The 18,237-nt window shown below is 71.9% G+C and carries 20 protein-coding genes and 3 pseudogenes; 8 read left to right on the forward strand and 15 right to left on the reverse strand.

All coding sequences use genetic code 11. The features are described 5' to 3' along the window. Positions 1-49: 49 nt before the first annotated feature. Genes AC5PYY_RS03120 through AC5PYY_RS03135 form a run of 4 tightly spaced genes read right to left on the reverse strand, consistent with a single transcriptional unit; the run spans position 50 to position 1,586 of the window. The gene (locus AC5PYY_RS03120) at positions 50-184 is read right to left on the reverse strand and encodes a hypothetical protein (protein ID WP_493899409.1); all 135 of its coding nucleotides are present in this window, start codon (positions 182-184) and stop codon (positions 50-52) included. Then, positions 181-798 carry a methylated-DNA--[protein]-cysteine S-methyltransferase gene (locus tag AC5PYY_RS03125; RefSeq protein WP_493898347.1) on the reverse strand — a complete coding sequence of 206 codons (618 nt, stop codon included), beginning with the start codon at positions 796-798 and terminating at the stop codon, positions 181-183. The genes AC5PYY_RS03120 and AC5PYY_RS03125 overlap by 4 nt, the downstream gene beginning before the upstream one ends. Continuing rightward, a complete protein-coding gene (locus tag AC5PYY_RS03130; protein WP_493898348.1) occupies positions 795-1,019 on the reverse strand; it encodes a hypothetical protein in 225 nt (74 codons plus the stop codon). Before AC5PYY_RS03130 ends, AC5PYY_RS03125 begins: the two co-directional genes overlap by 4 nt. A gap of 51 nt (positions 1,020-1,070) precedes the next feature. Further along, entirely contained in the window at positions 1,071-1,586 is a 516-nt protein-coding gene (locus tag AC5PYY_RS03135) for a methylated-DNA--[protein]-cysteine S-methyltransferase (RefSeq protein WP_493898349.1), read from the reverse strand. A gap of 183 nt (positions 1,587-1,769) precedes the next feature. On the opposite strand from AC5PYY_RS03135, the pseudogene AC5PYY_RS03140 reads away from it, so the two are divergent. Both AC5PYY_RS03140 and AC5PYY_RS03145 read left to right on the forward strand, forming a co-directional pair. Continuing rightward, positions 1,770-2,267, forward strand: a pseudogene (locus tag AC5PYY_RS03140) (Nramp family divalent metal transporter); the annotation flags it as partial. A 145-nt stretch (positions 2,268-2,412) separates the two neighbouring features. Beyond that, on the forward strand, positions 2,413-2,811 hold the full coding sequence (locus AC5PYY_RS03145) for a pyridoxamine 5'-phosphate oxidase family protein (RefSeq protein ID WP_493898350.1): 399 nt from the start codon (positions 2,413-2,415) through the stop codon (positions 2,809-2,811). On the opposite strand, the gene AC5PYY_RS03150 is transcribed toward AC5PYY_RS03145, so the two are convergent. Further along, positions 2,780-3,214, reverse strand: a complete 435-nt coding sequence (locus tag AC5PYY_RS03150; protein ID WP_493898351.1) for a TRAP transporter large permease subunit — start codon at positions 3,212-3,214, stop codon at positions 2,780-2,782. The two genes, AC5PYY_RS03145 and AC5PYY_RS03150, sit on opposite strands and share 32 nt — an antisense overlap. Before the next feature lie 265 nt (positions 3,215-3,479). After that, entirely contained in the window at positions 3,480-5,453 is a 1,974-nt protein-coding gene (gene acs, locus AC5PYY_RS03155; RefSeq protein WP_493898352.1) for an acetate--CoA ligase, read from the reverse strand. A 184-nt stretch (positions 5,454-5,637) separates the two neighbouring features. Here acs and AC5PYY_RS03160 point away from each other — a divergent pair, with 184 nt between their 5' ends. Beyond that, on the forward strand, positions 5,638-6,438 hold the full coding sequence (locus AC5PYY_RS03160; protein ID WP_493898353.1) for a SurA N-terminal domain-containing protein: 801 nt from the start codon (positions 5,638-5,640) through the stop codon (positions 6,436-6,438). 35 nt (positions 6,439-6,473) lie between these two features. Here the strand turns inward: AC5PYY_RS03160 and AC5PYY_RS03165 are convergent. The 5 genes and pseudogenes from AC5PYY_RS03165 to AC5PYY_RS03185 form a co-directional block, all read right to left on the reverse strand. Then, positions 6,474-6,734 (reverse strand): annotated as a pseudogene (locus AC5PYY_RS03165) (aldolase/citrate lyase family protein); the annotation flags it as partial. Between the two features lie 125 nt (positions 6,735-6,859). Next, positions 6,860-7,063, reverse strand: coding sequence for a hypothetical protein (locus AC5PYY_RS03170; protein WP_493898354.1), 204 nt, complete (start codon positions 7,061-7,063; stop codon positions 6,860-6,862). Positions 7,064-7,190: 127 nt separating this feature from the next. Then, positions 7,191-8,609 carry an NCS2 family permease gene (locus AC5PYY_RS03175; protein WP_493898355.1) on the reverse strand — a complete coding sequence of 473 codons (1,419 nt, stop codon included), beginning with the start codon at positions 8,607-8,609 and terminating at the stop codon, positions 7,191-7,193. After that, positions 8,596-8,937 carry an amidohydrolase family protein gene (locus AC5PYY_RS03180; protein ID WP_493899316.1) on the reverse strand — a complete coding sequence of 114 codons (342 nt, stop codon included), beginning with the start codon at positions 8,935-8,937 and terminating at the stop codon, positions 8,596-8,598. The genes AC5PYY_RS03175 and AC5PYY_RS03180 overlap by 14 nt, the downstream gene beginning before the upstream one ends. Continuing rightward, entirely contained in the window at positions 8,823-9,293 is a 471-nt protein-coding gene (locus tag AC5PYY_RS03185) for an ACT domain-containing protein (protein WP_493898356.1), read from the reverse strand. The genes AC5PYY_RS03180 and AC5PYY_RS03185 overlap by 115 nt, the downstream gene beginning before the upstream one ends. A 168-nt stretch (positions 9,294-9,461) precedes the next feature. Here AC5PYY_RS03185 and AC5PYY_RS03190 point away from each other — a divergent pair, with 168 nt between their 5' ends. The 5 genes and pseudogenes from AC5PYY_RS03190 to AC5PYY_RS03210 all read left to right on the forward strand — a co-directional run bounded on the left by AC5PYY_RS03190 (position 9,462) and on the right by AC5PYY_RS03210 (position 11,449). Further along, positions 9,462-10,259 carry an IclR family transcriptional regulator gene (locus AC5PYY_RS03190; protein ID WP_493898357.1) on the forward strand — a complete coding sequence of 266 codons (798 nt, stop codon included), beginning with the start codon at positions 9,462-9,464 and terminating at the stop codon, positions 10,257-10,259. Further along, entirely contained in the window at positions 10,256-10,483 is a 228-nt protein-coding gene (locus AC5PYY_RS03195) for a 2-oxo-4-hydroxy-4-carboxy-5-ureidoimidazoline decarboxylase (protein WP_493898358.1), read from the forward strand. Before AC5PYY_RS03190 ends, AC5PYY_RS03195 begins: the two co-directional genes overlap by 4 nt. A 12-nt stretch (positions 10,484-10,495) precedes the next feature. Next, positions 10,496-10,654: pseudogene (locus tag AC5PYY_RS03200) on the forward strand (2-oxo-4-hydroxy-4-carboxy-5-ureidoimidazoline decarboxylase); the annotation flags it as partial. A 58-nt stretch (positions 10,655-10,712) separates the two neighbouring features. Next, the gene (locus AC5PYY_RS03205) at positions 10,713-10,829 is read left to right on the forward strand and encodes a hypothetical protein (protein ID WP_493899317.1); all 117 of its coding nucleotides are present in this window, start codon (positions 10,713-10,715) and stop codon (positions 10,827-10,829) included. Further along, positions 10,826-11,449: a hypothetical protein gene (locus AC5PYY_RS03210; protein ID WP_493898359.1), complete on the forward strand. Its 624-nt coding sequence runs from the start codon at positions 10,826-10,828 to the stop codon at positions 11,447-11,449. The genes AC5PYY_RS03205 and AC5PYY_RS03210 overlap by 4 nt, the downstream gene beginning before the upstream one ends. 61 nt (positions 11,450-11,510) lie before the next feature. On the opposite strand, the gene AC5PYY_RS03215 is transcribed toward AC5PYY_RS03210, so the two are convergent. Genes AC5PYY_RS03215 through AC5PYY_RS03230 form a run of 4 tightly spaced genes read right to left on the reverse strand, consistent with a single transcriptional unit; the run spans position 11,511 to position 17,879 of the window. Then, the gene (locus tag AC5PYY_RS03215; RefSeq protein ID WP_493898360.1) at positions 11,511-12,572 is read right to left on the reverse strand and encodes an ABC transporter ATP-binding protein; all 1,062 of its coding nucleotides are present in this window, start codon (positions 12,570-12,572) and stop codon (positions 11,511-11,513) included. 15 nt (positions 12,573-12,587) lie between these two features. Further along, positions 12,588-14,111, reverse strand: a complete 1,524-nt coding sequence (locus AC5PYY_RS03220; protein ID WP_493898361.1) for an ABC transporter permease — start codon at positions 14,109-14,111, stop codon at positions 12,588-12,590. Positions 14,112-14,169: 58 nt separating this feature from the next. Further along, positions 14,170-15,195 carry an extracellular solute-binding protein gene (locus AC5PYY_RS03225; RefSeq protein ID WP_493898362.1) on the reverse strand — a complete coding sequence of 342 codons (1,026 nt, stop codon included), beginning with the start codon at positions 15,193-15,195 and terminating at the stop codon, positions 14,170-14,172. Beyond that, the gene (locus AC5PYY_RS03230) at positions 15,192-17,879 is read right to left on the reverse strand and encodes an AMP-binding protein (RefSeq protein ID WP_493898363.1); all 2,688 of its coding nucleotides are present in this window, start codon (positions 17,877-17,879) and stop codon (positions 15,192-15,194) included. Before AC5PYY_RS03230 ends, AC5PYY_RS03225 begins: the two co-directional genes overlap by 4 nt. Positions 17,880-18,237: the final 358 nt, after the last annotated feature.

An 18,237-nucleotide genomic window follows, 5' to 3' on the forward strand; every position in this document is an offset into this window, starting at 1 on the left:
AGGCGGCCGTAGATCCGCCCGTGGCGGTGCCCGCCGAGCCGGCCGGGCGTCATACTCCGCACGCTCCGCCGTACTCGTCGACCTCTGCCGTGACGGCCTCCCAGTCGGCACAGTCCACCCGCTGGGCGAAAGGATCGGCCGGCTGAGTCCGCAGGGTCGTGGTCGTCGTCGAGATTGTCGTCATGCCGCCTTCTCCAGGGTGAGCAGGGTGGTCTTGGCCTCGGGTCCGCCGATGTAGCCACCGAGGCTGCCGTCGGCCCGCAGCACGCGGTGGCACGGCACCACGACCGGGTGGGGATTGGTCGCGCAGGCCGTGCCGACCGCCCGCACCGCACGCGGGCTGCCGACGAGCTCGGCGACCTGTGCGTAGGACCGGGTCTGGCCGTAGCCGATCTGCGGGAGCTGGCGCTGCACCGTCTCCCGGAAGCCGGTGGACATCGCGTAGTCCAGCGGGAGGTCGAAGGCGTGCCGCGTCCCCGCGAAGTACTCCTCCAGCTCGGTCGTGACCGCGTCCAGGCGCCGCGGCGCTTCGAGCACACGCGGGCTGATCCGGGCCGCGAGCATCTCCAGCACCGCGTCGAAGCCCTCGCTCTCGTAGGCGACCCGGGCCAGTCCTCGCTCCGTGGCCGCCAGCAGCAGGGGGCCGACCGGGGTGTCGAGGGTGCGGTAGGCGACGTCCAGCAGTTCCTCATCTGCGGCCGCCAGGGCGAGCCGGGCGCGCAGCTCGGTCATCGTGGCGTCGCCCACCGGGAAGAGTGCGCGGTGCTCCGCGCCGGTCGGGGGTCTGGTCTCGTTCATCGGAGGTCTCCTTCCGCGATCTCGTCGCGGTAGATCTGTCTCACGGTCCTGATGCCGTCGGCGGCCGCGCGGCGGACGGCGTCGGGGCTGCCGCCGATCAGCTCGGCGGTCTCGGTATGCCGCAGCCCACCGAGGTAGTGATAGGCCAGGGCGAGTCGTTGCCGGTCCACGGTCGTCCGGTGCGCGGTGACGGCCTGCTCGAACGGCTGCTTCATCTTCATCACACGGTAGTCGCGCGAGCCGCCACGAACGTGAGGCCGCGACCTCGCCGCCTAGAACAGCCGAGCCGCCGCCACCTCGGCCGGCTCCTCGAGGTCGAGCAGGAAGCGTTTGCGCCGCAGCCCTCCCTCATAGCCGGTGAGCGAGCCGTTCGAGCCCACCACCCGGTGGCACGGGATGAGGACACACAGCGGGTTGCGCCCCACCGCCTGCCCCACCCGCTGCGCCAGCGACCGGTCACCGAGGCGCTCCGCCAGCGCGCCGTAGGTCGTGGTCCGGCCGTAGGGAATCTCCCGCAGCATCCCCCAGACCAGCTCCGAGAAGGCGTCACCCGCCGTGCGCATCGGCACGTCGAAGGTCCGGCGCTCGCCGAACAGGTAGGCGTCGAGCTCCTCGCGCGCCTGCCCGAGCAGCGGGTCAGCCTCGATCTCCACCGGGCCGCCGAAGGCCGACTCCTCCGGTCGGTGCCAGTGGCTGCGGAAGTACAGCCCCGTCAGGGCGTCGTCCTCGGCCACGAGGGTCACCTCGCCGAGCGCCGTCTCGGTCCCGGCGTGTCGCAGGTCTGCCATCGTCCTCACCTCTCGTCGTCGGGCTCGCCCCGTAGACGCGCCAGCACCCCAGAGCGTGAGATCGCGGCAGACCGATCGATGCACGGACATCCGCACACGGTGTAGAACACAGGCATAACAGGGCAGTCGCCCGCCACCACCAGTGAACCCCGCGCGGGCTGGAGCCTGGTCGGCCCCGGCCTCATCGTCGCCGGCCTGGTCCCGCGCATCCCCGAGGGCGGCCTCATCAACGTCCTGTCGGTCGCGGGCGGCGTCGGTGGCACGATCACGGTCGCCTGCACCGTCACCGGCAGCTTCGTCATCTCCACCCTCATCGTCGGCGCCGAGCTGCTCTACTCCGCCGGCATCGCGGTCGACACCGGCGACCAGGGCCTGCTCGACCTCTCCGAGGTGCTGCGGGACCGGTATGGCGCGTGGGTCGGCACGGTCTTCCTCGTCGGTTTCTGGTCGGCGGCCATGAGCTCGCTGGTCGGAGTGTGGAACGGCGTGTCGATGATGTTCGCCGACTTCATGCCGTTCCTCGCGTTCACCCTGCTGTGGATCCTCAACACCGACCGCACGCCGAGGCAGTGGCGCAACGGCTCGGTCGTCAACGTGCCCATGGCGATCTGCGCCGCCCTGTTCATCTGGCTCGCCGCCACCCAGCTGCCGGGCGCGGTCGAGCGGGCCTTCGGCGGCTGAGCGAGGAGGCTCGGGGCCGGGATACCGCTCCGACCGTGAAATTCGACCATGGGTTCTCCTGCGATGGCGCCACAACCCATGGTGGGAATTCTCTCAACGACGCGTCGTAGTAGAGTAAGAGCGAGCCCGAGCCCCGGAGGACCTCATGAGCGAACCCACCACCCTCACCGACGAGCAGTGCTGGGAGCGGCTGCGCTCCCGTGAGTTCGGACGGCTCGCCTACCACCTCACCGACGAGGTGCACATCGCCCCGGTCAACTACGCCACCGACGGCGACCGGGTCCTCATCCGCACCGCCGAGGGCTCCAAGTTGCTCGGGGTGGTGATGGACTCCGACGTGGCCTTCGAGATCGACGAGGTCGACGGCGGGGCCGAGACCGCGTGGAGCGTCATCGGGCGCGGGCGGGCGCAAATCCTCGAGGGTGCCGCCGCGCGCGCGGCCGACGCCCTGCCGCTGCGCCCGTGGGTGGCCGACGACAAGGTCATCCTCGTGTCGATCACGATCAGCGAGATCAGCGGGCGGGAGTTCCACCTCTCCCGTTGAGCTCCCGGGTCGGGGCCGACGGCGGGCGCAGCGCCGGGATCGCCGCGGCGATGGCGACCTCGGCGTACGGGATGCCGAGGAAGGACACCATGAGGAAGGCTGCGGTGCCCATGATCGGCGGGGTGATGGACCCACCGGTCGCGGCGGTCGCCTCGATGCCGCCCGCGTAGGTCGCGGGGTAGCCAGCGCGCTTCATCGCCGGGATCGTCATCGGACCGGCGGTGAGCACGTCGGAGACCGCGCTGCCCGACATCATGCCCATCGACGCGGACGACGCGACGGCCACCGTGGCCGACCCGCCCCGGGCGCGGCCGAAGACCGAGCGGGCCAGGTCGACGAAGAAGTCGGCGCCGCCGGTGCGCTGCAGCACCGCGCCGAAGATGAGGAAGCCGATGAGGATCACGGCGGCGGTCTGCAACGGCAGGCCCAGGATTGAGTCGACGCCGAGCGCGCTGCAGCGCAGCTCCGGTGGAGTCGTGCTGCACGCCCTGCAGGACCGGCCACGGGATCGAGGGCGCACGCCACCCGGCCTGCGTGGCCACCCAGATCACGCTCGTGCTGCCCTGAGCCTCCCCTGACCGACGAATTCGACCACGGTAATCGTCGCCGTGGCAGCGATTCTCGTGGTCGAATTCGTCGGTCGGGACGGTGAGTTAAGGCTCAGTCGCTCAGTCGCCCTTGCTCAGCCCGTCGCTGATGAGGTCCATCACCGAGGAGTCGGCGAGCGTGGTGACATCGCCGACCTCGCGCTTCTCCGCGACGTCCTTGAGCAGCCGGCGCATGATCTTGCCCGACCGCGTCTTGGGCAGCTCGGGCACGACCATGATCTGCCGCGGCTTGGCGATCGCACCGATCTCCTTGGCGACGTGCTGGCGCAGCTCGGCGACGAGGTCCTGACCCTCACCCTCCTCGTCGGCCTGATCGAGGGCCTCCTCGCGCAGGATGACGAAGGCGCAGATGGCCTGACCGGTCGTCTCGTCCGCGGCGCCCACGACCGCCGCCTCGGCGACCTTCGGGTGGCTGACCAGCGCCGACTCGATCTCAGCGGTGGACATCCGGTGGCCGGAGACGTTCATGACGTCGTCGACGCGACCGAGCACCCAGATGTTGCCGTCCTCGTCGAGCTTGGCGCCGTCACCGGCGAAGTACATGTCCGGGAACCGGCTCCAGTAGGTCTCCTTGTAGCGCTCCGGGTCGCCCCAGATCCCGCGCAGCATCGAGGGCCACGGGTCGGTCACCACGAGGTAGCCGCCCGAGCCCTTCTCGACCGGCTCACCCATGTCGTCGACGACGACCGCGTTGATGCCGGGTATGGGGTGCTGCGCCGATCCGGGACGCGTCTCGGTGACGCCGGGGACCGGGCTGATCATGATGCCGCCGGTCTCGGTCTGCCACCAGGTGTCGACGATGGGGCAGTTCCCGCCGCCGATGTGCTCGCGGTACCACATCCACGCCTCGGGGTTGATCGGCTCACCGACCGACCCGAGCAGCTTCAGGCTCGACAGGTCGAACTTCGCGGGGATGTCCTTGCCCCACTTCATGAAGGTGCGGATCGCGGTCGGTGCGGTGTAGAGGATCGTCACCTTCTTGTCCTGGACGATCTCCCAGAACCGGCCCTGGTGCGGGGTGTCCGGTGTGCCTTCATACATGACCTGCGTCGCGCCGAGCGTCATCGGCCCGTAGACGATGTAGGAGTGGCCGGTGACCCAGCCGACGTCCGCCGTGCACCAGTAGACGTCGGTCTCGGGGTGGATGTCGTGGACGACGTGCGAGGTATAGGCCGTCTGCAGCAGGTAGCCGCCGGTGGCGTGCACGATGCCCTTGGGCTTCCCGGTCGTGCCGGAGGTGTAGAGGATGAAGAGCGGGTGCTCGGCGTCGAAGGCCTGCGCCTCGTGGGTGTCATCGGCTGCCTCGAGCGCCTCGTGCCACCAGAGGTCGCGCCCGTCGGTCCACTCGACGTCCTGCCCCGTGCGCTGCACGACGAGGACCTTCTCGACCGGGGTGTCACCCTCCAGCGCCCCGTCGACGACCGACTTCAGCCCCGACGGCTTGCCCCGCCGGTAGCCGCCGTCCGCGGTGATGACGACCTTGCTGTCGGCGTCCGCGATCCGGCTGCGCAGCGCGTCGGAGGAGAAGCCGCCGAAGACGACGGAGTGCGGGGCGCCGAGCCGCGCACAGGCGAGCATCGCCACGGCCGCCTCGGGCACCATCGGCAGATAGATCATCACCGTGTCGCCCTCACCGACGCCGAGGTCGGCCAGCGCGTTGGCGGCCTGCTGCACGAGCTGGTGCAGCTCGGCATACGTGATGTCGCGGGTGTCGTCCTCGGGCTCACCGACCCAGTGGATCGCGACCCGGTCGCCGTGCCCGGCCTCGACGTGCCGGTCGACGGCGTTGACGCAGGCGTTGAGCCGGCCGCCGACGAACCACTTCGCGAACGGCGCGTCGGACCAGTCGAGCACCTGGTCGAAGTCGGTGTCCCACTGCAGATACCGCCGCGCCTGGTCCCCCCAGAACCCCTCGCGGTCGGCCTCGGCCTGCTCGAAGAGCTCGGCCCTCCCGTTGGCCTGCGCCACGAACTCCTCGCTCGGCGCGAAGGTGCGCTCCTCGTGCAACAGGTTGGACAGTCCCTCGTCGGACATCGTGCCTCCTTGCCTCGGTGATCTGGGTCCGAGTATGCCGTGTGCTCCCCGGGCGGGACAGTCGGGCTGCCGTGGGGTCAGGTCGAGCCTGACCGAAGCCTGGGAGAACGCCGGGCGTCGCGCCTACCGCAGCGTGCTACGTTCGCGCACTTGCGCACCCCCCGATCCTTTGGAGGAATCGACCATGTCCGTCACGAAGTGGCTCGCCGCGGCAGGTCTGACCCTGAGCCTGGTCGGCCTGGCCGGGTGCAGCACCGACAGCACGACCGGCGATGACGCGAGCACGTCGACCGCCCCGGACGACGCCGCTGCGACCAGCACCGCAGCCCCCGACGAGGCGGCCATGCCCACCGTCGACCTCAGCGACATCCCCGACCCTGTCGCCACGGTCAACGGCGAGGACATCACCAAGGACGACTTCGCCGACTACTACGAGAGCCAGTACGCCTCGGCCACGACCCAGGCCCAGATGACCGGCACCGAGTTCGACGAGGAGCAGCTGCAGTCCGACACCCTCGACCTCGTGGTCGACGCCACCCTGTTGACCCAGGCGGCGGCCGAGGGAGGGTTCGAGGCCACCGACGAGGAGGTCGAGGCCTTCCTCGAGGAGCTCGCGACCGGCAACGGCCTGCCCTCCGTGGAGGAGTTCCTGGCGCTGCTGGAAGAGCAGGGCATGGACGAGGAGACCGCCCGCGAGGAGGTCGCCACGCAGCTCGCGATCGAGGCCTACATCGAGGCCGAGGCCGATGTGCAGGAGCCCACCGACGAGGAGGCGCGGGCCTACTACGACGAGGTCGTCGAGCAGCAGGAGGAGGCGGCCGGCGAGGACGGAGCCGCCACCACGGCACCGGGCTCGCAGATCCCGGCCTTCGAGGAGGTCGAGGAGCAGATTGCCGGCCAGCTGCTGCAGGAGGCCCAGACCGAGGCCACCGAGGAGCTCGTCGCTCAGCTGCGCGAGGACGCCGAGATCGAGAGCTACCTCTGAGCCGACGGGCACCCCAGCCACCCAGAAGCGGAAGGCCTGTCCCACCGGCTGGAGCGGGCGAGCGCCGCCCCCACCCCACGCCTCCCTCTCGGCGGGTAGTGCGCGGCGGCGACGACCTCCCGCGCCTGCTCGGCGCTGGCCACCATCGGCACGAGGAGGGTCTGCGCGCCGAGGTCGAGGACCTGCTTGATGACGACCTCGTCGTCGCTGGGCACGCGCACCACGGGGGTGACGGGGTAGGCCGCCCTGGCCTGGAGCTGGGCGAGGACGGACTCCAGCCCGTTGGGCCCGTGCTCGCGTCCAAGAGGCCTCCTTGGTCCGGACGGTATGGCGAGACTCCGGGCCTACAGGCCCTCGAGCTCGGAGAGGTCGTAGCAGTCCGGCGGGACGTAGTTGCCGGCGCGGTCGAACTCCTCGCACGTCACGAAGTTGCGGTGCTCGTGCCCGCGACGCCCCCGAGCACCGTCACCCCCACGGTGATCACGCCAGCCAGTGACCAGCCGTAGAGCCCACCGGTGATGGCGACGAGCAGCAGCCCGCGGGCCGACCCGAGCGGGGCGACCCGGGCCCCGTCGGCCGAGCTCCCGTCGGGCCGCCCCTCCCCGGTCCCCTCGTCGCCAGTCACGCGCAGGGGCATACGCAGGCGCCCTCCTGACAGACCTGTGCACGCTTCCTGAGCCGGTGCGCAGGTGATGCCCTACGCACCGGTCACGGGAGCGTGCACAGGTCCGGACGGGGGCGCGGGTATGCCGCTACTCCCCCAGCCAGATGAAGCGCGCCAGGAGCAGCGCGGCCACGACGTAGAGGACCCAGTGCACCTCGCGGGCCTTGCCGGTCAACGCCTTGATCGCGCAGTAGCTGATGATGCCCATCGAGACGCCGTTGGCGATGGAGAAGGTCAGCGGCATCACCATGATCGTGAGGAACGCGGGGACGCTCTCGGCCACCTGGTCCCACTCGATGTGCCGGATGCCGTCCATCATCAGCGCTCCCACGAGCACCAGGGCCGGCGCCGTCGCGGCTCCCGGGACCACCCCGGCGAGCGGCCAAAGGAAGAGCGCCAGGCCGAAGAGCAGGCCGGTGACGGTCGCGGTGAGGCCCGTGCGGCCGCCCTCCTCGATGCCGGACGCGCTCTCGACGTAGGCGGTCGTCGTGGACGTGCCCATGGCGGCGCCGAACATCGTGGCGAGGCCGTCCATGGAGAAGACGGTCGTGGCGCGCGGCATCTCACCCCGGTCGTCGAGGTATCCCGAGCGCTGGGCCAGCCCGGTCAGCGTGCCGGTGGAGTCGAAGAAGTCGATGAAGAAGAAGGTGAAGATCACGCTGAGCAGGCCGAGGCCGAGGGCGCCCATGACGTCCATCTGACCCACGAGGTCGCTCGGCCACACCGGGGCGCCGACGATCCCGTCGGTGAAGCCGCCGAAGGCCGCGGGCGCCCCGTCGGCCCCGGTGTAGACCTCGGCCCGGGTGACGACCGCCAGCAGCGAGGTCGCGAGGATGCCCCAGAGGATCGCGCCGGTGACCCGCAGCTGCAGCAGTACGGCGGTGAAGATGAGACCGATGACCGCGAGCCAGGCGCTCGGGGCACCGAGGTCGCCCAAGCCCACCAGCGTCGCCTCGTCGGCGACCACGATGCCGGCGGTGCTCAGACCCAGGAAGGCCAGGAAGGCGCCGATACCGGCGGTGATCGCGAGCTTGAGGCTCATGGGGAGACCCTGGACGATCGCCTGGCGGACCCCGAGCACGCTCAGCACGACGAAGAGCACCCCGGAGATGAAGACGGCGCCGAGGGCGGTCTGCCAGGCCACCCCCATCCCGAGAACGACGGTGAAGGCGAAGAAGGCGTTGAGCCCCATGCCCGGCGCCTGCGCGAAGGGGTAGCGCGCGATGAGCCCCATGGCCAGGGATCCGAACATCGCGGCCAGGCAGGTCACCGAGAGCAGCTGCACGAAGGTCGTCGGGCCGACGTCGATCGCGTTGCCGAGCACGTTGGGGTTGACGAAGATGATGTAGCTCATCGTCAGGAACGTCGTCAGCCCCGCGCGCAGCTCGATCGGGACGGTGGAGCCGGAGGCGGAGATGCCGAAGTAGCGGTCCATCCCGCCCCGGGGCGCGGGGTCGGTCTTGGTGGGCGCCGCCGACGGCTGCGTCCTCGGGTCAGGCGTTGACATCGGTGCTCCTCGAGGGGTATGCGGTGGTGCCGGTCGGACCGTGACCTGCCACGATCCGGCCCCCCACCCAGGTGGCTGCGACATCGCCCGGCGCGCCCTGGGCGACGATGGTGGCCAGCCTCTCAGATGCGCCGGGCGCGTGCGCCATCGTGGTCCGCAGCGTGCTCCCGGCCGACGGACTGACCCAGGCCGCGTCGAAGTCCTTGCCCGGGCTCAGGTCCCCCACCCTCTCCCACAGCCCCAGCGCCCGCGCACCCGCCCGGGTGGCCAGGTGCAGCAGGTGCGCCGGCCGCAGCCGGACCCCGTCCTCCCCCAGCAGCTGCTGCAGGAAGTAGGCCTGCAGCCCTTCCTTGAGCAGGCTGACGTCGGCGCCGGCGCCGACGCGCTGCCCACCACCTCGAGCTCACCGCCGAGGTGCAGGAGGAAGGTGCGGTCGGGGACGTGGCGCACGGTGAACCCATCCGCGCGGTCGACCGCCTCCCGGATCTGCTCGGCGTGCTCCTCGCTCGTGCCGTGAACGGTGAGGTCCACCGTGACGTGGTCTCCGGACGACTCGGCGACGTCCAGGGCCTGCACCGCCGCCCCGGCCTCGGCGACGACCTGGGCGAGTCGGGTGGTGGCGACGAAGTCCGGCGGGGCGTCCACCCGCAGCACGATCGAGTATCCAGGACCGGGGGCGGCCATGACGTCTCCTGTGTCGTCTCGCCCTGACGCTGCGTCAGCGCGGTGCCCACACTCTTGCACCTCGACGGCGGGCCGACGGTTCGGCGCGATGGGGGGGAACACGAGTAACGACGCAGGTATGGAGTTCCTCTTCCGCATCGCGAGAGGAACGGGACTAGACTTGCCGACGTGAGTGCCGACCCGACTCCCTCCGCGCGTCGGCGGCCGGCCGGGGTGCAATCCGTCGGTAAGGCCGTCGACGTCCTGGAGATCCTCGCCGCGGCGCCCGCCGGAGAGTTGTCCCTCAGCGACATCACCTCCGCCACCGGTCAGCCCATGCCGACCGTCCACCGGCTCGTGCGCACCCTGCTGGACCACGGCTTCCTGCGGCAGCTGGACAACCGTCGCTACGCCCTCGGCACCGAGCTCATCGTGCTGGGCCAGGCGGCACGCTCCTCCTTCGGCAGCTGGAGCACCACGGTCCTGCAGGACCTCGTCGCCGACTTCGGCGAGAGCGTCAACCTCGCCGCGCTCGAGGGGGACGACGTGGTCTACATCGGTCAGGCACCGTCGCCGCACGCCGTCCGCATGTTCACCGAGATCGGTCGGCGCACGCCGCCGCACGCGACCGGGGTCGGCAAGGCGCTGCTCAGCCAGCTCCCCGACGACCAGGTCGTCGCGCTGCTGCGTCGGACCGGTATGCCGGGACGCACGCCCCGCACGATCACCTCGCCGGAGTCCTTCCTCGAGGCGGTGCACACCACCCGGCGCGAGGGTTTCGCGCTCGACGACGAGGAGATGGAGCTCGGGGTGCGGTGCGTGGCGGTGCCCTTCCCCGAGCCGCGCCTCCACCTCGCGCTGTCGATGTCGGGCCCCGCGAGCCGCATGACGGACAGCCTCATCAGCCGCGCCCTGCCACCGCTGCAGGCGGCGGCCCGCATCCTGGCCAGCGAGGTCGCGGGGAGTGCGCCCGGGGTGGACGCATGACCGCGTCGTCGGGCTCCGGCGGTCGCACCGACCTTCCGACCCTGCCCGACCTGGAGACCGTCAACGGCCTCGACGCCGACACCGCGCTCGAGGGCCACCCGCGGATCGGTGAGCGCGCGAGCGGCACGGGGCAAGACGCCCGCTTCGGCCGCCGCGAGCAGAGCGCCGTGGCTGACTCGGACGCGGCGGTGCAGGCGCAGATCCGCGCAGGCAACCTCACCTAGGAGCGCTTCGACCGGGTGTTCCTCATCCGGGCGGCCGGCCGCAGGCCCGAGGAGATCCTCGTAGCGCTCACCCGGCGTCTGGATCAGGACGCGCAGACCGAGGCTGCCGAGGTGGTCGAGCAGCTCCGTCAGATCACCCACCGACGACTTCGGGAGCTGATCACCTCATGAGCGGGAGCATGAGTTCTACCCACGTGCTGGATGCCCGGACCGGCACCCCGAGGTCGCGATCACCTTCGTCGTCGACGAGGACCGGCACTATCACGTGCCGCTCCTGCTCAGCCCTACGCGTTCTCCACCTACCGGGGCAGCTGACGCCCCCCACCGCACGAGAGGAACCCCATGAGCGCCACCGATCGCGGCTACGTGCTCGGTCACACGCAGTACGGCACGGCGGAGACCCACGTGGTCCGGGTCTATCGGGACGACCCGCAGGCCCCGCACGAGATCGTCGACCACCTCGTCTCGGTGGCCCTGAGCGGTGACTTCGCCGATACCCACCTCACCGGCGACAACGCCAAGGTCCTCACCACGGACGCGACAAAGAATACCGTCTGCGGCTTCGCCAAGGAGCACGGCGAGCAAGCCCGCACGCCCGAGGGCTTCGGGATCGCCCTGGCCGACCACTTCGTCGACACCACCGAACACGTCACCGCCGTGCGGGTCCAGTGGTGCCACGACGACGCGGCTGTGAGCAACCCCCACACCGACCGGGACGCGTCCTTCGCCGCCGTGCTGGACGCCATGACCAGGGCCTTCGCCGAGTCCTACAGCTACGCGCTCCAGCACACCATGTGGGAGATGGGCCAGGCCGTCCTCGACGCCGCACCCTCGGTGCTCGACGTGCGCTTCTCCTGCCCCAACGTGCACCACGTCGTCATCGACCTCTCGCCCTACGGCATCGAGAACCACTGCGAGGTGCACCACGCCGACGGCCCCCCTACGGGCTCATCGAGGCCAGCGTGAAGCGGTCGGAGGACGTCGACACCACCACGGCCTACGACCCCGGGCCAGGCCTGGTAGCCGCTCAGCCCGGGACGACGCGCACCGGACCGACGACCCCCAGGCCGACGACCTCGCCGACCGACGGCGTCTCCGGGCCCACCACGCGGGCCCGCAGCCCCCGCACCGGGGTGCCGTTCTCCAGCTCGAGCCCGACGACGCAGTCGTGCCCGAAGAAGGTGACGGTCGTGACGCGGGCGTCGACCGACCCGCTGCCGGGCGGGCCGAGCCGCAGCTGCTCGGGGCGCAGGATCCCCACGACTGCGCCGCGCAACCCCGGTCCGGCGGCACCGAGGGTGCCGAGCGCGCACCGGAACTGGTCCTCGTTGGCCAGCCCGTGCACGGGGATCGCGTCGCCCATGAAGGCCGCCACGTGCGCGTCGACCGGCTCGGCATATACCGTCCTCGGGGCGGCGATCTGCCGGAACGCCCCCTCCCGCAGCACCGCGATCTCGTCGGCGAAGGACATCGCCTCGCCCTGGTCGTGGGTGACGAGCAGCGTCGTCGCCCCGGAGGTATGCAGTGCCCGCGCCGTCGCCTCCCGCGTCGCCGTCCGCAGGGCGGTGTCGAGGGAGGAGAAGGGTTCGTCGAGCAGCACCAGATCGGGCCGCGGCGCGAGCGCCCGGGCCAGCGCGACGCGCTGCTGCTGACCGCCGGAGAGCTGGTCCGGCCGCCGCTCGGCGACATCCTGCGGCAGCTCGACGAGGTCGAGCAGCTCGGCCACCCGGTCGCGGTGAACCCGGTCTCGCCGGCCCAGCCGCGGCCGGGGCAGGCCGAAGGCGATGTTGCCCGCCACCGACAGGTGCGGGAAGAGGCCGCCGTCCTGGCGGACGTAGCCCACCCCGCGGTGCTCCGGCGCCACCCAGGAGGTCGCGGCCCCGTTGGCCACCACGCGACCGCCCACCTCCACCTGGCCGACGGCCGGCCGCAGGAAGCCGGAGATGACCTTGAGCAGGGTGGTCTTGCCGGATCCGGAGTCGCCGAGCACGGCGGTCGTGCCTCCGGAGGGCACGACGAGGTCGACGCCGTGAAGGATCTCCACGTCGCCGTAGCCGGCGCGCACGCCGGACAGCCTCACCTCGCTCATCGGGTTCCCTGCTCCTCAGCTCGTGATCTGGCGCCGCAGCAGCACCGTCAAGGGCACCGACAGGGCGATCATCATCGCCGCGAAGGGCGCGGCGGCAGCGTAGTCCAGCTCGGCGGCCGCGCTCCAGAAGGCCAGCGCCAGGGTCTCGACACCCGTCGGAGCGAGCAGCAGCGTCGCGGTGAGCTCGGTGCTGATCGCCAGCGCCACGAGCACGAACCCGGCCAGCACCGAGGGCGCCGCGAGCGGCAGCACGACCCGTCCCAGGACACCTGCCGAGCCCTGGCCCAGGGAGCGGGCCGCCTCGGACAGCTCCGGCGGTGCCGCGGCCAGCCCGGAGCGCAGCGCCACCATGGCGCGCGGCAGGAAGAGGATCGCGTAGGCCAGGAGCAGCAGCACGGTGGTCTGGTAGATCCCCGGGAAGGCGGCGATCGACAGCGTCACCAGCGCGAGCGCGACGACCACGCCGGGCAGCGAGCTGGCCACGAAGGTCAGCCGCTCGACCAGCACCGCGAACACCCCGTGCTGGCGGTCCAGCAAAATCGCCCCCGGCAGGCCCAGGACGAGGGCGAGCAGCCCCCCGGCGAGCGCCAGCCCGACGGTGGACCCGGTGACCAGCAGCAGATCGCCCGCACCCACCCCCTGGCCGCTGATCGTCGAGCCCGCGGCGAGCCAGCGCAGCAGGACCGCGACGGGCACCCCCACCGCGAGCACGACCACTGCGCCGAGGGCCATCAGCGCAGGCACCCGCCACCGCCCCAACGGCAGCGGCACCGGCCGTCGGCCCGCGCCGGACCCGAGCCGCGAGACCCGCGCCCGCCCGCGCGCCGCGACCTCCGCGGTGAGCACGAGCAGACAGAGCACGAGGAGCACCGACGCGAGCAGCGAGCCGCGGACGTCGCTGAAGCCGACGGCATACTGCTGCAGGATCGCGGTCGTGAAGGTCTGGTAGCGCATCATCTCCAGCACGCCGTACTCCGCCAGCAGGTGCAGCGCCACCAGCAGCGCGCCGCCGCTGATCGCGGGGCGCAGGCGGGGGAGCACGGTCCGGAGGAAGGCGCCTACCGGGCCGACGCCGAGCGAGCGGGCGATCTCCTCCTCGCCGGCGTCGAGGGTGCGCAGCAGGGCCGCGACCGGCAGGAAGACGAAGGGGAAGTAGGCCAGCGTCGTCACGAGCACGGCTCCACCGAGGCCGACCAGTCCCGGCTGCACCGAGATCCAGGCATAGCTCGCGACGAAGGCCGGCACCGCGAGCGGCGCCAGCATGAGGGTGCGCCACACCCCGGGCCACGGCAGGTCGGTCCGCTCCACCAGCCACGCGGCCCCGACCCCGAGCACGACGGACGCGGGCACGGTGAGCAGCATCAGCCAGCCGGTGTGCGCGAGCAGCTCGCCGATCCGCGGCCGCAGCAGGTAGTCCAGCGCCTCAGAGGCCGGCCCGGAGGCCGCCCGGACCAGGACCACCGCGACGGGCAGCACGGTGAGCGCGGCGACCAGCGTCGCGAGGACCCCGAGCAGGCGGCTCGTCGGCCGCCCGGGCATCCGGCCGGAGCGTGACTCCACCTCAGGATGCGTCTCGACCGACGTGCGGGGCCCGGTGCTAGAGGAGACCGACATCGGTCATCAGCTCGGTGACCTCGTCGCTGTTGAGGGTGAACGGGTCGACCGGCGGCGCGTCCAGCTCGGCGAGCGTCGGCAGCGCCGGGTCGGACTCGACTCCCTCGGCGACGGCATACTCCATCGAGCCGGAGTCGACGAGCACCTGCTGTCCCTCGGCCGAGGTGATGTAGGCGAGGAACTGCTGCGCGGCGTCGGGCATCGCGGCGCCGGCGAGGACACCGCCGGCCGAGAGCGACACGAAGGCGCCCGGGTCCTCGTTGCCGAAGTAGTGCAGCCGCGTGTTGCCCGACTGCTCCTGGGTGCCGGCCTGGTCGCGGTACCAGTAGTAGTGGTACATCACGCCGACCGGCACCTCGGCGGCGTTGACGGCCTGCATGGTGGCGATGTTGTTCTGGTAGATCTGCGCCCCCGACTCCAGCGCCTCGAGCCAGGAGCGGGTCTCCTCCTCGCCGCGGTCGGCGAGCATCCCGGCGACGATCGCCTGGAAGTCGGCGCCCCCGGGCGCGCAGCCCCAGCGGTCGGCCCACGCGGGGTCGGCAAGGTCCATCATCGAGGCCGGCAGCTCGCCCTCGGAGATCTCCTCCGGGTTCCAGCACAGCACGGTCGAGCGGGCGGCGATCGCGGTCCAGTCGCCGCTGGAGGGGGTCAGGCCGTCCGGGATCTGACCGAGCGTCGCTGCGTCGACCGGGGCGAGCAGCCCGGCGCGCTCGACGACGGTCATCGCCGGGGAGTTCTCGGTGAGGAAGACGTCGGCGGGGCTGCTCTCCCCCTCGGCGACGATCTGGTGACCCATCGAGGAGTCGGTGCCACGGCGGATCTGGGTGGGGATGCCGGTCGCCTCGGTGAAGGCGGCGGCCCAGGCCTCGGTCACCTCGCGGTGCTGGGAGGAGTAGATCTGCAGCGCGTCCGGGTCGGGGACGTACTCCTCCTCCCGGCTGCAGGCGCTCAGCAGCAGCGGGGAGGCGGCCAGGGCACCCAGCAGGGTGCGACGGGACAGCGTGGTCACGCGGGGGTCCTCTCGGATCGGGTATGACGTGGGTCGACCAGGTCCTGCAGCCGCCGCACGGGGCCGTCGGTCAGGCGCCACAGGAGCACGCCGGCCGCGAGCGCCACGAGGGTCGCGAGCAGCGGCGTGGGCACCCAGCCGAGGATCTGGAACTGGATGAGGTAGATGTGCAGGCTCGCCGCCGCGAGGACGGTGGCGACCGGTACGAGCCGGGCGGGCACCCGGATGGTCGGCACCAGGGCCAGCACGACGACCCCGGCGAGGATGGTGAGGTTGCGGATCGGGTCGTCCGGGAAGAACCACGCGATCCCCAGCGCCATCGCCCCGAGCGTCCACCGGCGGCGCGCCGGCGTGTCGGCGTGGGCGAGCGCCATACCGACCGCGAAGAGCCACAGGACGGTCGGCATCATGCCGCGCAGCACCCCGTCGGCGAAGGTCAGCACGACGAAGCGCGGCACCAGCGCCACGAGCACGAGGGCGTAGGACACCCGCCACGGATCGACCTGCCAGCGGCGCGCGACGGGCGGCAGGGAGAGGACCGCCGCGGTGAGCACGAGGCAGGCGACGAGAGCGTCGACGAACCACAGCTCGTTGTGCTTGCCGTAGGCGATGTCGCCGACCAACCAGTTCGCGAGAAAGACGTTGTCCCACCCGTAGCGGCCGTAGGACAGACCGACGAGTGCGACGGCCATGGTCGGCACGGCGACCCCGACGAGCAACCGCGCGGTCCCCCGCCAGCGCGGGGGGACGGTGGGCGCAGCCAGGCCGAAGCGGGCGGCGTTGAAGCCGGCGACGACGAGCAGCGTGTGCGCGCCGCCGAGGATGCGAAAGAGGTCGGCGTGCGAGCCGCAGATGATGACGACCGCGATCGCGCGCAGCACGACCGAGGACTCCAGGCGGACCCAGCGGCCGCGACGGGGGGTGGGGTCGGCGTCGGGAGTGGCGTCCGCCTCGGGCGGGCTGGGTGTCGCGGCGGCGACGAGCTCGGCCAGCGGGCGCTGGTGCCAGTCGCGGGGCAGCTCGCCGAGAAGCGCGGTGAGACGGGTGGAGGCCAGCACGTGGCTGAGCGAGTCGCCGCCGAGCTCGACGAAGGTGCGGCGCAGGTCGACGTCGTCACGGCCGAGCACGTCGGCGAGCACCGCCGCGGCGCGCACCTCGAGGCTGGGCCGGTCCACCTGCCGGCGGGTGTCGGTGCACTCGTCCGGGTCGCTCCCGCGCACCAGCGCGTCGGCGCCGGCGCGGTCGACCTTGTCGTTGCCCAGACGGGGCAGCGGCAGCACGGCGGCGCGCACGTGGCCGACGCCGACACCGCTCGCCCTGGCCGCGAGGCGGCGCGCCCGGGCCGCCAGCTCCACCACCGGTATGCCGTCCTGCGGCTCCACCGCGACCCGCAGCTCGTCGTCGTCTCCGGTGACGCAGGCGGTCAGGTGCTCGACCTCCAGCGCCCGCTCCACCTGGCCGAGGTCGATCCGCAGCCCCAGGATCTTGACGAAGCCGGAGCGGCGGCCGACGATGCGCAGCACCCCGTCGGCGTCGATCCGCCCGAGGTCACCGGTGCGCAGCTCGGTCACGGACCGGCCGAGCGCGAGGTCGGCGGGAGTGACGGCATACCCGAGCATGACGCCGGGACCACGGACCACGACCTCCCCGACGTCGCCACGCGCCTCGGGTATGTCGGTGTCGAGGTGCAGGGTGGTGCCAGGCACGGGGCGACCGACGGCATCGGGCGCCGCGGTGACGTCGGCGGGGTCGTGGACGCAGATGCGGGCGGTGGCCTCGGTCTGCCCGTACATCACGGACAGGCCCCAGCCGTGGCCGGCGCCCTGGGTGGCGACCGCGCGGACCCGTTCCGGCGCGAGGCGCCCACCGGCCTGGGTGATGCGGCGCAGGGACGGGTGTGGGCGGTCCAGCTCGCAGGTGCTGGCGAGCAGGTCGAGCTGGTGCGGCACGACCGGCAGGGTGGTGACGCCGCTGCCGTCGACGAGTTCCCAGAAGTTCGGCTCGGTGACCGAGAGGTCGGTCAGCGTGAGGCTGCCGCCGCTCACGAGGTGGCTGTGCAGCACCGAGAGGCCGAAGCAGTAGTGCAGCGGCAGGCTGGTCACGCCGCGGTCGGCGGGGGTCAACGCGAGTGCGGCCGCGATGGCGCGGGCGTTGGCCAGCACACCCTCCCGGCCCAGCCGCACCAGCTTGGGCGAACCGGTGCTCCCCGAGGTGCTCAGCAGCAGGGCGAGGTCGGGGTGGAGCTCGTGGCGGGGGCCGTGCTCGGCGGCGTGGGCATCCTGGGCGGCGATGCCGAGCGCGCCGTCCATGACGAGGTCGGGGTGCCAGGTCTGGCCGGGGCGGTCTGAGGCCTTGCCGAAGGTAGCCGTGATGTCGGCAGCAGTCACGAGGGCGACGTGACCCGCCTCGAGCACCGCGAGATACCCCACGACGTCGTCCACCTGCGGGCGCAGCGGCACCTCCACCAGGAGCCGCCCGCCGCTGGCCGGGGGCAGCGCTGCTGCGGCCGTGTCGACCCGGTCCCGGAGCGTCCCGTGGTCGATGAGCGTGCTCTCCCCCGCACCGTCCGACACGACGAGAGCTGCAGACGTCGGCTCGATGGCACCCCGCGCGGGCAGCAGGCCGAGGCTCAGATCTGCGCGGAGGTCACGGGTGCGTGCCGGGGCGGTCACGTGAACGGACACTCGGGTGAGGCTACCCTCACCCCGAAATCAGGACAAGCTCGCACCTAAAGCACTGCTGAGAGACCTGACCTTCTCGGAGCGCCCCACAGTTGCGCTGCAGCCCCTCGCTCCCCAGCGACCCCCAAGGTTGCTCTAGAGCCCTACGCTCCTCAGCGACCCCCACGGTTGCTGTGGAGCCCCACTGCTGGAGCCATGGGGAAATTCCTCAACCGTGGGGCTCTCGCACGACCGTGGGGCCGGGGCGTCATGCGGAGCAGGCCAGGCGCCCTGAGTGACCAGACCGCGCTCTCGGAGTGCGCAGCCGAGTCGCCCGGGGTGAGCAGACCAGGCTCTCGGAGTGAGCAGACCGCGCTCTCGG

The sequence above is a fragment of the Serinicoccus sp. JS2-9 genome (assembly GCF_059025165.1).